This window comes from Pseudarthrobacter sp. NCCP-2145, assembly GCF_023708005.1.
GTDB classification, from domain to species: Bacteria; Actinomycetota; Actinomycetes; order Actinomycetales; family Micrococcaceae; genus Arthrobacter; species Arthrobacter oxydans.
This window is the reverse complement of the sequence record NZ_BRCG01000014.1, coordinates 1-12,400: the sequence shown is the minus strand read 5'-3', so window position 1 is coordinate 12,400 and position 12,400 is coordinate 1. Positions and strand designations below refer to the sequence as shown.

15 protein-coding genes are annotated in these 12,400 nt (G+C 65.6%); 1 reads left to right on the top strand and 14 read right to left on the bottom strand.

What is annotated here, in order from left to right; genetic code table 11:
• Nucleotides 1-69 precede the first annotated feature (69 nt).
• Genes trxA through NFU08_RS13065 form a run of 5 tightly spaced genes read right to left on the bottom strand, consistent with a single transcriptional unit; the run spans nucleotide 70 to nucleotide 2,736 of the window.
• Nucleotides 70-432 carry a thioredoxin gene (gene trxA, locus NFU08_RS13085; RefSeq protein WP_251423943.1) on the bottom strand — a complete coding sequence of 121 codons (363 nt, stop codon included), beginning with the start codon at nucleotides 430-432 and terminating at the stop codon, nucleotides 70-72.
• 56 nt (nucleotides 433-488) lie between these two features.
• Nucleotides 489-785 (bottom strand): rhodanese-like domain-containing protein, encoded by a 297-nt coding sequence (locus NFU08_RS13080; protein WP_251423941.1) that lies wholly within the window; start codon nucleotides 783-785, stop codon nucleotides 489-491.
• Nucleotides 786-818: 33 nt separating this feature from the next.
• A complete protein-coding gene (locus tag NFU08_RS13075; RefSeq protein WP_251423938.1) occupies nucleotides 819-1,175 on the bottom strand; it encodes a rhodanese-like domain-containing protein in 357 nt (118 codons plus the stop codon).
• Nucleotides 1,176-1,204: 29 nt separating this feature from the next.
• Nucleotides 1,205-2,104, bottom strand: coding sequence for a sulfite exporter TauE/SafE family protein (locus tag NFU08_RS13070; protein WP_251423936.1), 900 nt, complete (start codon nucleotides 2,102-2,104; stop codon nucleotides 1,205-1,207).
• The gene (locus NFU08_RS13065; RefSeq protein WP_174176235.1) at nucleotides 2,101-2,736 is read right to left on the bottom strand and encodes a rhodanese-like domain-containing protein; all 636 of its coding nucleotides are present in this window, start codon (nucleotides 2,734-2,736) and stop codon (nucleotides 2,101-2,103) included. The genes NFU08_RS13070 and NFU08_RS13065 overlap by 4 nt, the downstream gene beginning before the upstream one ends.
• A gap of 121 nt (nucleotides 2,737-2,857) precedes the next feature.
• Between NFU08_RS13065 and NFU08_RS13060 the strand changes: the two genes are divergently transcribed.
• On the top strand, nucleotides 2,858-3,115 hold the full coding sequence (locus NFU08_RS13060; RefSeq protein ID WP_066279770.1) for a metal-sensitive transcriptional regulator: 258 nt from the start codon (nucleotides 2,858-2,860) through the stop codon (nucleotides 3,113-3,115).
• A 115-nt stretch (nucleotides 3,116-3,230) separates the two neighbouring features.
• Here NFU08_RS13060 and NFU08_RS13055 read toward each other — a convergent pair whose 3' ends face one another.
• The 9 genes from NFU08_RS13055 to NFU08_RS13015 all read right to left on the bottom strand — a co-directional run.
• Nucleotides 3,231-4,640 carry an aldehyde dehydrogenase family protein gene (locus NFU08_RS13055; protein WP_251423933.1) on the bottom strand — a complete coding sequence of 470 codons (1,410 nt, stop codon included), beginning with the start codon at nucleotides 4,638-4,640 and terminating at the stop codon, nucleotides 3,231-3,233.
• 156 nt (nucleotides 4,641-4,796) lie between these two features.
• Entirely contained in the window at nucleotides 4,797-5,909 is a 1,113-nt protein-coding gene (locus tag NFU08_RS13050; protein WP_251423930.1) for an L-idonate 5-dehydrogenase, read from the bottom strand.
• Nucleotides 5,909-6,679 (bottom strand): SDR family oxidoreductase, encoded by a 771-nt coding sequence (locus tag NFU08_RS13045; RefSeq protein ID WP_251423927.1) that lies wholly within the window; start codon nucleotides 6,677-6,679, stop codon nucleotides 5,909-5,911. Before NFU08_RS13045 ends, NFU08_RS13050 begins: the two co-directional genes overlap by 1 nt.
• Nucleotides 6,676-7,659 (bottom strand): NAD(P)-dependent oxidoreductase, encoded by a 984-nt coding sequence (locus tag NFU08_RS13040; protein ID WP_251423924.1) that lies wholly within the window; start codon nucleotides 7,657-7,659, stop codon nucleotides 6,676-6,678. The genes NFU08_RS13045 and NFU08_RS13040 overlap by 4 nt, the downstream gene beginning before the upstream one ends.
• Before the next feature lie 97 nt (nucleotides 7,660-7,756).
• Nucleotides 7,757-9,106, bottom strand: a complete 1,350-nt coding sequence (locus NFU08_RS13035; RefSeq protein ID WP_251423921.1) for an MFS transporter — start codon at nucleotides 9,104-9,106, stop codon at nucleotides 7,757-7,759.
• 144 nt (nucleotides 9,107-9,250) lie between these two features.
• Nucleotides 9,251-10,051, bottom strand: a complete 801-nt coding sequence (locus tag NFU08_RS13030) for an IclR family transcriptional regulator (protein WP_174176247.1) — start codon at nucleotides 10,049-10,051, stop codon at nucleotides 9,251-9,253.
• A gap of 118 nt (nucleotides 10,052-10,169) precedes the next feature.
• A complete protein-coding gene (locus tag NFU08_RS13025) occupies nucleotides 10,170-10,907 on the bottom strand; it encodes a fumarylacetoacetate hydrolase family protein (RefSeq protein WP_251423918.1) in 738 nt (245 codons plus the stop codon).
• A gap of 26 nt (nucleotides 10,908-10,933) precedes the next feature.
• Nucleotides 10,934-11,986: a D-2-hydroxyacid dehydrogenase gene (locus tag NFU08_RS13020; protein ID WP_251423915.1), complete on the bottom strand. Its 1,053-nt coding sequence runs from the start codon at nucleotides 11,984-11,986 to the stop codon at nucleotides 10,934-10,936.
• Between the two features lie 110 nt (nucleotides 11,987-12,096).
• Nucleotides 12,097-12,400: aldehyde dehydrogenase family protein (locus NFU08_RS13015; protein WP_251423913.1), on the bottom strand; the 304-nt coding region annotated here is incomplete at its 5' end.

Genomic DNA, 12,400 nt, shown 5'->3' with positions numbered 1-12,400 from the left:
TAATTTTAGTATAATACCCCGGGGGGTATGCCGCAACGAGGGGTATGCGCCGGGCAATCCGTGCCTGGGTCAGGCGGGCTGCCGGGCTGCATCAGCCCGGAGCTTGTCCATGTCCAGCTTCTTTACGTCCTGGATGACTTCTTCCAGGCCTGTGGCGTTGAGGGCTCCGGGCTGGGAGAAGACCAGCGTTTTGTCCTTGAAGGCCATGAGGGTGGGGATGGCGGTGATGTTCGCGGCGGCGGCGAGGGCCTGTTCGGCTTCGGTGTCCACCTTGGCGAAGGTGATGTCCGGGTGCCGTTCGGCGGCCTTCCCATAGGTGGGGGCGAACATGCGGCACGGGCCGCACCAGGCTGCCCAGAAGTCAACGAAGACGATCTCGCTGTTCTCCAGGGTCTTGGCGAAGCTCTGTTCGGTGACGTCGATGGTTGCCATCGTCTTTCGTGTCCTTTCGGGCGTGGTTTGGGGTGAAGGGTGGAGGAACTGCGGGCTCAGGCGGTGGGGAGGCCGGCGCGGGTCCAGGCGATCATTCCGCCGGCCATGGTGTCCGCGGTGAAGCCGGCCCCGTTGAGGGCGTCGGCCACGCGGGCTGAACGGTTGCCGCTGCGGCAGACCGCAATGACGGGGACGGTGGGGTCCAGTTCGGACAGGCGTGCCTGCAGCTGGCCCATGGGGATGTGCAGGGCGCCCGGGATCATGCCTTCCTCGACCTCGAAGTCCTCGCGGACATCGAGGATGCGGGCGGTAGTGCGCCGCTGGTCGGCTTCGGTGATGGTGATTTCAGCCATGGTGTTTCTCCTTCGAAAGATGGTGGGCTGGTGTTAGCGGACGGGCTCGCCGGCGGCGCGCCAGGCGCCCATGCCGCCGCGCAGGGAGTACGCCTGGTACCCCTGGGAGGCCAGGAGCCGTGCCGCTGAAGCGGAGCGGACCCCGGACGCGCAGACGGCGATCACGGGCTTGTTCTTATTGATTCCGGTTGTGTTGGTTCCGGCGAAGCCGGATTGCAGCCGGTCCAACGGAATGTGCCTCGCCTGGGGCGCCCGTCCGGAACGCCATTCCTCGGCGGAACGGACATCGATCAGCGCCGCACCTGAGGCCAGGAGGTCCTTCGCCTCCGCGACTGAAACCGTTTTATAGGGCTTGCTGAAGGCATTTTTCAGGGAGCTGATGAAACCCATGGTGTTCTCCTTGGCTGCTGGTGGCGGGGTCAGGCGGGTGAGGGGACGTTGCTGCGCCGGCCGGTGCGGTTGCGCAGGGGGCAGGAGCTGATGAAGAACCAGCAGATGCCGGCGGTGGCTGCGGTAAGGGCTGCGACTCCGGCGGCGATGAACCAGCGGAGGTCGGCGGGGGCCTGCTGGATGAGGACGAAGGACCCCATGGCCAGGACGAACCAGCCGAACGCCTTGCGCAAGGCGGCTTCCGGGATGCGGCCGGCCAGTTTGGACCCGGCAAGAGTGCCAACGATGGCAGCTGCGGTAACGCCGAGGGTGATGCCCCAGTCGAGCTGGACGGTGGTGAGGTATCCGGCGAGCCCGGCGAAGGACTTCATGGCGATGACCACCAGGGAGGTGCCCACGGCAACGGACATCGGCAGGCCGCCCAGGAGTGCAAGGGCCGGGACCACCAGGAATCCGCCACCCGCGCCCACCAGGCCGGTCACGAGCCCGACCACGGCGCCGTCAAGCAGCACCCTCCCAAGGGGAAGTTCGTGCTTGACCGGCGGTGCGCCGCCGTCGGACTTTTTCTTCCGGCCGCGAAGCATGGCCACCGAGGTGGCCACCATCATCACCGCGAAGGCGATGAGCAGGATCTGGCCGGGGATATGCCCGCCCAGGAGGCCGCCGACGAACGCGCCCGCCATGCCGGCCGCGCCGAAGATCAGGCCGGTCCGCCACATCACCCTGCCGCCGCGGGCGTGGCTGAACACGCTCACCGCGGAGGTGACGCCGACGACGAACAGGGAGGCTGCGATGGCTTCCTTGGCCTCGAATCCGGCCACGTAGACCAGGATCGGGACTGTCAGGATCGATCCGCCGCCGCCCAGGACACCGAGCGAGAGTCCGATGACTACCGACAGGGCAAGGACCACGATGAGGGTGGCGGTCATGAGGCTTTGGCCTCCTCCAGGGTGTCAAGGGCCGGGGCGTCAGCGATGGGAAGGGTCAGGATGGCGCTTTCGCGGGTGGGCTCCTTGGCAGCCTTGTTCCACGGCATGGCCGAGATGGCCTGGCCCATGGCGCAGGTGTTGGTGGCTGCGGAGAAGGTCAGTCCGGTGCCGATCACCCCGGCAAGCGTCCGGATCTTCGGGGAGACGAACTTGCCGCCGGCCAGGCCCAGGACCACCAGGGATCCGGCCACGAGGCGGACCTGGCGCTCCAGGTCCCAGCGGTTCTTGCCCTTGACGACGTCCCCGCCGGCGGCGGCGAAGCCCGGTGCCCCGCCGGTCAGGACGTAGGCGCCGTCGATCCCGGACTTGCCCAGCCGCTGGCGTGCCTGCTCGGCGCGGGCTCCGGACTGGCAGACCAGGACCACGCGGGAGCCCAGGCGGGCGGCGAGCTCGTCAGTGTGCTCGGACAGCAGCGGCAGGGGCACGTTGTAGGAGCCGCGGATGTGCATGGACTCGAATTCTGCGGCGGAGCGCACGTCGATGACGACGAGGTCCTGGTGCTGTTCGATCCAGCTGCGCAGGGTCTCGGGAGCAAGGGCGGTAACGGCCGGTGCGGTGGAAGGGGAAGTCATTGCTGGCCTCTCGTTGGGGGAAGGTGAATACCCCACCGAGTATTACAGATACCCCCGGGGGTAGTCAAAACACCCCGAGGGGTATATAGTTGGACTCAAGAACCCCACTTACGGAGACCTCATGGAACTCGACTCGACTGAACTGGCCCCAGTGGTCAACCGCCTCAAGCGCGCCCAGGGCCAGCTCGCCGCTGTGACGCGGATGCTGGAGGAGGGCAGGGACTGCAAAGACATCGTCACGCAGCTCGCCGCCGTATCCAAGGCGCTGGACAGGGCTGGCTTCGCGATCATCGCCAGCGGCCTCGAGCAGTGCATTGTCCGCGAGGACAGCACCATGGACCGGAAAGAGCTGGAGAAGCTCTTCCTTTCCCTCGCGTAACCAAACTGGACCCGGAACGGGCCTTTAGGCTGGCTGATCCCCGCCATTGCGGGCAAACGCAAGAGGGGCACTGCGCGCGCGTCGGCGTGCAGTGCCCCTCTTGCGTTGTCAGGTTTCAGCCGTTGATGACCTGCGGTACACCGAGGGCTTTGAGGCCCTCGACGCCGAATTCCAGTCCGTAGCCGGATTGTTTGGCGCCGCCGAAGGGGATGCGCGGGTCTACGGCGCCGTGCCTGTTGATCCAGACGGTGCCGGCCTGGATCCGGCTTGCGACCCCGCGGGCTGCTGAAACATCCGAAGACCAGACGGAGGCGCCGAGTCCGACGTCGAGTCCGTTGGCCTTTTCCACGGCTTCATCGATGGTGCTGTAGCGGATGATGGGCAGGGCGGGGCCGAACTGTTCCTCGGCCACGAGAGGGTTGTCGTTGTCGATGTCCGCGACCAGGGTGGTGGGGTAGAAGTAGCCGGGCTGGTCCGGCTCCGGGTTTCCGCCCAGCAGGACGCGTGCGCCGGAAGCCTTCGCTGCCTCCACGAGGCCTGCAACGACGTCGTACTGTGCCTTGTTCTGCAGGGGCCCCAGGACGTTGTCCTCGTCGAGGCCGTTGCCCATGGGCATCGCGGCGGCGACGGCGGTGAGTTCTTCGCAGACGGCGTCGTAGATGTCATCGTGGACGTAGAGGCGCTTGAGGGCCGCGCAGGTCTGGCCGGTGTTCAGGAAGGCGCCCCAGAAAATATCTTCGGCGATGGCCTTGGGGTCGGCGTCGGGCAGGACGATCCCGGCGTCGTTCCCGCCAAGTTCCAGGGTGAGCCGCTTGATGGTGTCCGCGGAGGATTTGATGATGGCGCGGCCGGCCGCGGTGGAGCCGGTGAACATGATCTTTCCGATGGCGGGGTGGTCCGTGAGCCGGGCACCTACTTCCCGGCCGCAGGAGACCACGGAGAGGATGCCTTCGGGGAGTTCCTCATTCAGTACAGTGGCCAGCGCCAGGACGGAAAGCGGGGTGTTGCCGGAGGGCTTGACCACCACGGCGTTGCCCATGCGCAGGGCGGGGGCAATCTGCCAGATGGCGATCATCATGGGCCAGTTCCACGGGCCGATCGCGGCCACGACCCCGATGGGCTTGTAGTGCAGCTCGGCGCGGGTCTGGCCGTCGTCCACGATCGTTTCAGGCTCAAGCGGGAGGTTGGCTGTGGCGCGCAGCCAGGCCACGCACGCGCCCACTTCGAACCGGGCATTGGGGCCGTTCAGGGGCTTGCCCTGCTCGCGGGAGAGCAGCTGGGCCAGTTCCTCGGCGGAACGTTCGACGGCGTCGGCTGCTTTCAGGAGCGCGGCCGACCTCCCGCTGTGGCCCAGCGCAGCCCACGCCGGCTGCGCTTCCTGTGCGGCGGAGACTGCCGCCTCGAGGTACTCGAGGCTGTGGACGGGGGCTTCGCCTACGGGCTCTCCCGTGGCGGGGTCCAGGATGGTCCGGCCGGTACCGGGTGCGGCTGAGACGGACGCCAGAAGCGCATCGTAGGTTTCCATGGTGTACTCCACTTCGAGTAGGCAAGGACGCCGGCCGGTTGGCCTGGCGGGTTGCTTCCCAGTGTGCTGTACGCCCGGTCCGGGCCTCTTGTGTTTGGGCGCAGGGCCCTTGACGTGGAGGGAACAGCCTGGAACCGGCGTCAGCTCCTCGCCCCGTCAGGAGTGGCGGACCGGAGCGAAGTCCAGCAGGACCTTGCCGGACTCTGCCGAGTTCCTGGCGGTCTCAAAGGCCTCGAGCCCGCGTTCCAGCGGGAACACGTGCGTGATAACCGGGTCCACGAAAAGTGACCCGTCGTCCAGTGCGGAAATGACGTCATCGATCTCGTCGTTGAACCTGAATGATCCCAGAAGTTCGAGTTCCCGCGTGATGGCCAGCGAAATAAGTACAGGCTGGGGTCCGGACGGCAGCAAACCCACCATCACCACTTTGCCCCCACGAACCGTTCCCTTGATGGCCGTAGCCAGCCCATGGTGGGAGCCGGAGGACTCGATCACCACATCGGCGTGGACTTCTGCCAGTGCTTGGCTGTCTGTTGCTTCCAGCACGTCGTCAGCGCCGAGTGCCTGGGCTGTCTCAAGGGGTTTGCGGTGCAGATCGGTGGCAACAAGGCGGGCTGCGCCAGCGCGCTTAAGCACGGCGACGGCCAGCGCCCCGATGGGACCGCACCCCACCACCAAGGCGGTCTTGCCCCTGATATCACCGGCGCGGGCCACGGCGTGCCAGGCAACGCTGGCCGGTTCAATCAGCGCCGCTGTCCTCAGATCCAGGCCAGGCGGCAGGACCCGCAGCATCCGCGACGGCAGGTTGACGTACCTGCTGAAGGCGCCGTCCGTATGCGGGAACCGTGCGGCACTCCCAAGATAGGTGCAGCCTGGGGACAGGTTGGGCCGGTCTTCGGGATACCTGGCATAGTCCGGACCCTCTCCCGGCCCGGGCGTGGCCGGATGCACGGCGACCTGTGCGCCCTCAGCCGGTCCCGACCCGTCCGCTGCCGCGCGGATGACAGTCCCCACGATCTCGTGGCCAAGCACCATGGGGGCCTTCAGGACCGATTCCCCGGCGGCACCGTGCAGCCAGTAGTGCAGGTCGGAGCCGCAGATTCCGCCGTAGGCAATCTCCACCACGGCCTGGTGGGGCAGGGGTGCCGGGAGCGGAATGCTTTCAATGCGCAGGTCGCCTGCAGCATGGGCGACGACGGCGGGACTGGCCGCGGGAAGTCCGGACGGGTAGCGCCGGCCGGCTCCAGGAGCATCAGGAGCGCCATGCATCAGACCACCACCGTCATTCCGCCATCGATGAAGATGGTCTGTCCGTTGACAAAATCCGAACCGCTGGAGGCCAACCAGACTGCCGGTCCGGCGAGGTCCTGGACGGTGCCCCAGCGGTGCGCGGGGGTTCTCCCCAGGATCCAGGAGTTGAACTGCTCATCGTCCACCAGGTTCTGCGTCATTTCGGTGTGGATGTAACCAGGGGCGATGGCATTGATCTGCAGGCCCGAAGCCGCCCATTCCGCCGTCATGGCGCGGGTGAGGTTTCGCAGGCCGCCCTTGGCAGCGATGTAGGGGGCGATGGTGGGCCGCGCAAGGTCGGCCTGGACGGAGCAGATGTTGATGATCTTGCCGCGGCCGCGGGGGAGCATAAAGCGCGCGGCTGCCCGGCCCACGAGGAAAGCACTGGTGAGGTCGGTGGTGATGACCCTTTCCCAGTCCTCGACGTCCAGGTCAAGCATCGCCACGCGGTGCTGGATTCCGGCATTGTTGACCAGGATCTCCAGCGGGCCGACGTTCTCCTCAATCCACGCCACCGCACGGCCCACTTCTGCGTCCTTGGTCACGTCGAAGGCGCAGCTTTGGATGCGGCGGGGTGGAAAATCGGCGGACATGGAGGTTTCTGCAGCCTTGAGGCGGTCCGCATCCATCCCGTTCAACACCACCGTTGCGCCGGCGTCCGCCAAGGCCCGGGCAAGAGCGTTGCCGATTCCCCGGCTGGAACCGGTAATAAGGGCCGTACGCCCGGTCAGGTCGAAAAGTGAAGTCATTGTGCAGCCTCCTTGGCCGTTTCGGTTTCCCTGTGGGAAGCGTCTGTGGTGCTGAGGTTCGCAATGGTCTGACGCACCACAGCCAGGTCGAGGTCCCCCAGGCCTTGGGCGAGCAACTGCGCATAGAGTTCAGTCCCGGCGGACGCCATCGGCGCAGCGGCACCGACGCTTCGTGCGCTCTCCACAACAAAGGACAGGTCCTTGTGCATGAACTTGGCCGGTCCTGTGGGAGTGTAGTCCTTTGTTGCCAGGCGGGGGCCCACGATTTCGAGTACGCGGCTTGCAGCGAGCCCCCCGGAGAGCACGTCGAAGAGGGCTGTGACGTCCAGGCCGGAGCGTTCCGCAAGTTCGGCTGCTTCGGCGAGGGCCGCCGTCGTGGTGCCAACAACCAACTGGTTGCATGCTTTGGCCAGGGAGCCCGCCCCGAGGCCGCCGAGCCGCCGGACTGTTGCCCCCATGGCCTGCAGTACCGGCAGGATCCGCGCGAAGTCCTCTTCCGGGCCGCCTGCCATGATGGCCAGCGTTCCTTGCCGTGCGCCGTGCGTGCCGCCGCTGACGGGCGCGTCCAGCACCGTGGCGTTCCCGCCGCTTGCCTCGATAACCGCGCGGCCGAAGTCTTGGACGCCCACGGGTGAAACGCTGCTCATGACCACAACGAGCGTTCCCGGTCCAGGCGGCGAGGACCGCCATGCGTCGAGGAGCCCTGCCGCGGCATCTTCAATGAAGGAAAGATCGGGGAGCATAAAAATGATGACCGGCTCGTCCCTCAGGTCTGCCACCGTGGCTGCGCCGCTCCCGCCCAGCCGCAGCAGGTCTTCAACAGCGGCGGGGGAGCGGTTCCATCCCGTGACGGACCATCCCGCCCGCAGCAGGTTGGCGGCCATGGGTGCGCCCATCAGCCCCAGCCCGACAAACCCGGCCCGCGGACGGGTATGTTCGGCGCCGGAGGGTGGAACGGCGGAGGTGGTGGCGTTGTTCATGTTCAACCTTTGGGGGACAGGCGGGGCTTGGGGTGCTGGGCTGCGAACGAACCCGGGGGCGGCCCCGCAAGGGGCCGCCCCCAAGGTTCCGGGACATCTATTTGGCGTCCTCCACGAGCAACAGGTCGCGGCCGTTGGGTTCGGGAGTGAAGAACGTGGTGACAAAGGAGATTGCGGCCAGGACCAGTGAGTACAGCGCGGGAACCAGCCAGGAGTGGTTGGTTGCTGCGAGCAGGGCAACGCCGATCATGGGTGCGAAACCGCCGGCGAGGACTGCCGAGAGTTCACGGCTGAGGGCCACACCGGTGAACCGGTGCTGCGAGCCGAAGAGTTCGGGCAGCAGGGCGCACTGCGGACCCAGCATGGACTGCACGCCCAGGGCGATGCCCACCGCCATCACTGCCCAGACCAGCGTGACGTTGCCCAGCGTAACCAGGTAGAACGCGGGCAGCGCGATGAGGGCCTGGAAAAGTGCCCCGTAGCGGTACACGGGAACCCGGCCGAACCGGTCGGAGAGGGCGCCGAAGACGACCACCATGACTGCTGCGCAGCCTGCGGCGATCAGCAGGCCTGTTGGGCCAATGAACTTGTCGCCCGGAAAGACGCCGGCCGGAAGGCTGATGAATGAGACCAGAAGCGCGGAGTAAACCGACGAGTTGCCGTTCTCGCCCATGCGCAGGCCGATCCCGACGAGCACGTTCTTCTTGGAGTGCTTCCAAATTTGGCCAACCGGGTTCTTGACCACGGCTTTGTGCTTCTCAAGCTCCTGGAAGACCGGAGTTTCCTTCAGCCGGAGCCGGATAAAGACGGCAATGACAATGAGGATGACGCTGGCCAGGAAGGGTACCCGCCACAGCCAGCCCAGCAGGACATCCCTGTCCGCGAGGGCCATCAGGGCGAACGTGCCCGCTCCGAGCAGGGTGCCCAGCTGGATGCCCACGAAGGGCAGGGAGGCGAAGAATCCGCGGCGGCTTCGCGGGGCCACCTCCGAAATCAGCGTGGTTGCCCCGGCCTGTTCGGCGCCGGCGCCGAGGCCCTGGAGGATGCGGAGTGCCACCAGCAGAACGGCGCCGAGCATTCCGGCCTGTTCAAAGGTGGGCAGGAGGCCGATGGCGAAGCTCGCCATTCCCATCAGGCCGATGGTGAGGATCAGCACCATCTTCCGGCCGAAGCGGTCTCCGATGTAGCCAAAGACCACTCCACCGAAGGGCCTTGCGGCAAAGCCGACGCCGTACGTGGCAAACGAGGCGATGACTGCACCGCTTTCACCCAGGGGGGAAAAGAACAGTGGACCAAAGATCAGTGCTGACGCGAGGCCATAAATGTAAAAGTCGTAGTACTCGAGGGCCGATCCCACAGAGCTGGCAAGCGTTGCCCTTCGCAGCTGCTCCGGTTCGACGACATCGCCGTTCCTGTCAGTCTGCGGTGATTTAGTACGAGTTGTCACAGTAACTCCCTTAAACGCACTCCAGACCCTCGTTGGCCTGGTGGGATAGCGAGACGCCTGTTGCGCCGATCACTATGCTGAACACAATACAGCAAGTTGAACAGACGACAAGGGGGAATGCGTTTGTGAAGGAGGTGCCGCCGCCTAACCCATGGGGTTGCCCAGGGAATGGGCGAGTTCCTGGAGTTCCTTGACCATCTGGGCACCCTGCTCGGGCGTGTAGGTGGCCTTGAGGGCCGTCACGGAAAGTCCCAGGCTGGGGCCGTGGGCTCCCCGGGTTGGTACGGCAACGGCCAGGCAGACCACGCCTGTGGTGGATTCCTCATCCTCAAAGGCGTAGCCCTGTTCGCGAATGGTCTGGAGCTGCGCCTTGAATTCGGCACCCGTGCGCAGCGACTTCGGCGTCAGCACCGGCAGCTCGGCATCATCAGGGAAAAGCTCCTCGATGTCATGGTCGTGGAGCCTTGCTATCAGCGCTTTGCCCACCGCACAGAGTGAAACCGGCATCTTGTCGCCGATGTTCGATGTCAGGCGCACGGCAGGATGGCCCTCGTAGCGGGCGAGGTAGATCACATTCACGCCGTCGAGCATGGCGATGCGAACCGTTTCGCCGGACAGGACGGGAGCCTGCTCACAGTAGCGGTAGAACTCCTGCACTTCATCCAGCCGGCCAAGGTAGGCGGCGCCCAGCTCCACGAGTTTGCGGCCAAGGGTAAATTCACTGCCCTGCCGGTTGATGAGCCGTGCTTCCTCCAGCGCCAGCAGCAGGTTCGACGTGGATGACTTGGGAATGCCTACTTCCCGCGAGAGGTCGCTGAGGGTGAGGCGGCCGGTGGCGGAGGAAGCCAGCGCATCCAGGACGGCAGCCGCCCGCGTGACGGCGGGGGCGGGAGAGGCGTTGCCCTGGTTGTCTGGTTGAGGACCTGAGTTGCGGGAATCGGCCATGATTCTCCTTCGGGTTGCCGCGGCGGGACGAGCTGGTGTTCATTTGACTGAACACCATCCATCATAGGGGGCGCGCGACATCGCGCCCCCTATGCCAGGCGTACTCCTGAAGGGGAGCTCAGGCGACGCTATTGCTAAGGGTTCCGATTCCCTCGATCACGATGTCCACCTGGTCGCCCGGCAGGACTGCCACGGCGGTGCCGGGAGCCCCGGTCATCAGCACGTCTCCGGGTTCCAGCGTCAGCCAGGAAGTGACGTAGACGAGGCACTCCACTACGGAGGAGGGCAGGTTGGATGTCCCGGAGTTCGCCTGGGCCACTCCGTTGACGATGACGTCGATTGCCACAAGGTCCGGATCCGGCAGGTCGGTTTCTATCCAGGGGCCAAGGGGCGTGTAGTTGACGCCGGCCTTGCCCTGGAAATTCCGTTCATCCACCAGGCCCTGGTCCACGTTGGTCACGTCGTTGACGCAGGTGTACCCGAGGATATGCTCCAGGGCGTTCTCCGCCGTCAGTTCCCTCGCCTGTTTCCCGATCACCACCGCGAGTTCGCCTTCCACGTTGACCGTGCCGCGGTCCCGGACGGCCACCACCTGATCGCCGGGATTGGCGAGGGTGTGCACGGATTTATGCCATGCCTGGATAGGGAGCGGATGGTCGTTCAGCGTCCTGTTGTGTCCGATGCCGAGCACCACCGCAGGCCGGACCGGGGCAAGGAACACGGCGTCGGCGTCCGGGGTGGTGTGCCCCGTGTAGCTGAGGGGTTCCTCGAAGGGGTCGGCAATGTGGTGCCATGTCCCGCTCCGTTCCACCGCGTGCCGGGCGCCCTCTGCTGTCTTGATTCTTGCGATGCGCATGGGTCTCCTGATCGTGCCCCCGGGGCTTAGTAGAAGTGGACGGTATCCACGAGGTGGGGAAGGTCGCCGCCGTCGAGGAAGGTCCGGAGGTTGCTGCAGAAGCGCTCGGTAATGAGGCGGTTCTCGGCTGCGCTGAGGGCCGATGTGTGCGGGGAGACCATGACCCTGGGGTGGTCCCAGAGAGGGCTGTCCTGCGGGAGGGGTTCCACGGCGAAGACGTCCAGGCAGGCGTAGCTGACCTGCCCGTTGTTGAGGGCTTCCAGCAGGGCTTCTTCGTCAACAACGGTGCCGCGTCCCACGTTGATGAACACCGTCCCGGGCTTCATGGCGGCGAAGGTTTCGTGGTTGAAAAGGTTCTCCGTGAAGGCGGTGCCGGGCAACGTGTTCACCACCGCATCAGCCGTGGCCAGCAGGGCCGGAAGGCCGGTGTTGTCCACCACCTCCTCGATGCCGTCGATGTGTTCCACGGACCGCTTGGTCCCGCTGACCTTCATTCCCAGTGCCGTGGCAATCCGTGCAGTCTCCAGCCCGATCTCACCTAGGCCCGTGACCACCAGTGTGGAGCCGTTGACCAGGCGGGTGGGAATCCGGAGTTCAGGCCATGTTTTGGCAGCCTGGTCCTGCGCCAGTTCTGCGCTCCGTTTGAAGCCGTTGAGGATCCCCAGCGCCGCAAACTCGGCGAGGGGGAGGGCGTGGACGCCGGCCGATGTGGTGATCTTGAACTTTTGCAGGATGTCCTGGTCAAGGCCGGAGGCCTTGGCGGCTCCGCCCGCCCCGGCGGCCATTGCATGGATCCACTGCAGGCGGGGATTTTCGCGGGCGATGCGGGCCAGGCCGGCGGGGCTTTCGTTGGGGAATCCATACAGCACCTGTGCGCTGTTGAGCATGGCCCAGTAGCGCTCTTCCTGGGCTGGAGTGCGCTTGAACGCCGGGTCGCCGGAGTGATCGGCCGGGTAACGCTCGGGCGGCAGGAGTTCGGGCTCGTAGAGGACAGTAACTGACGGATCGACGGCGCGGATCTGTTCCACCAGCTCTGCTTCGAGCGGTACAGCGATCGCAAGGGTGATTGTGGAAGTCATTCGTTCACTATACTGGCTGGTGGCTAATATGCTGAACATTTCTTTATTCTTCACTGCAGGGAGCGTCCCGCGAGGCGGGCTTAGCGGGATGTCACGCCGGGCGGCTGGTATCAGCCGGCGTAGGGGTCGGCGATGCCGATGTATTGGGTGGTGGTGTATTCGGCGATGCCTTCGGTGCCGCCTTCGCGGCCGAGCCCTGATTGCTTGACTCCGCCGAAGGGGGCGGCGGCGTTGGAGATGACGCCGGCGTTGAAGCCGACCATACCGAATTCGATTTGTTCTGCCACGCGGAGGAGCCGGTTGAAGTCGCGGCTGTAGAGGTAGGACGCGAGGCCGTATTCGCTGGCGTTGGCCAGTTTAATGGCCTCGTCTTCGGTGCTGAACGTGGTGACGGGGGCGACGGGTCCGAAGATT

Bases quoted from the DNA above. Each gene is read 5' to 3' on its own strand.
- NFU08_RS13080 (WP_251423941.1), bottom strand. From the start codon at position 785: ATGGCTGAAATCACCATCACCGAAGCCGACCAGCGGCGCACTACCGCC.
- NFU08_RS13030 (WP_174176247.1), bottom strand. From the start codon at position 10,051: ATGGCCGATTCCCGCAACTCAGGTCCTCAACCAGACAACCAGGGCAAC.
- NFU08_RS13045 (WP_251423927.1), bottom strand. From the start codon at position 6,679: ATGACTTCACTTTTCGACCTGACCGGGCGTACGGCCCTTATTACCGGT.
- NFU08_RS13040 (WP_251423924.1), bottom strand. From the start codon at position 7,659: ATGAACAACGCCACCACCTCCGCCGTTCCACCCTCCGGCGCCGAACAT.
- NFU08_RS13075 (WP_251423938.1), bottom strand. From the start codon at position 1,175: ATGGGTTTCATCAGCTCCCTGAAAAATGCCTTCAGCAAGCCCTATAAA.
- NFU08_RS13020 (WP_251423915.1), bottom strand. From the start codon at position 11,986: ATGACTTCCACAATCACCCTTGCGATCGCTGTACCGCTCGAAGCAGAG.
- NFU08_RS13050 (WP_251423930.1), bottom strand. From the start codon at position 5,909: ATGCATGGCGCTCCTGATGCTCCTGGAGCCGGCCGGCGCTACCCGTCC.
- NFU08_RS13060 (WP_066279770.1), top strand. From the start codon at position 2,858: ATGGAACTCGACTCGACTGAACTGGCCCCAGTGGTCAACCGCCTCAAG.
- NFU08_RS13055 (WP_251423933.1), bottom strand. From the start codon at position 4,640: ATGGAAACCTACGATGCGCTTCTGGCGTCCGTCTCAGCCGCACCCGGT.
- NFU08_RS13070 (WP_251423936.1), bottom strand. From the start codon at position 2,104: ATGACCGCCACCCTCATCGTGGTCCTTGCCCTGTCGGTAGTCATCGGA.
- NFU08_RS13065 (WP_174176235.1), bottom strand. From the start codon at position 2,736: ATGACTTCCCCTTCCACCGCACCGGCCGTTACCGCCCTTGCTCCCGAG.
- trxA (WP_251423943.1), bottom strand. From the start codon at position 432: ATGGCAACCATCGACGTCACCGAACAGAGCTTCGCCAAGACCCTGGAG.
- NFU08_RS13025 (WP_251423918.1), bottom strand. From the start codon at position 10,907: ATGCGCATCGCAAGAATCAAGACAGCAGAGGGCGCCCGGCACGCGGTG.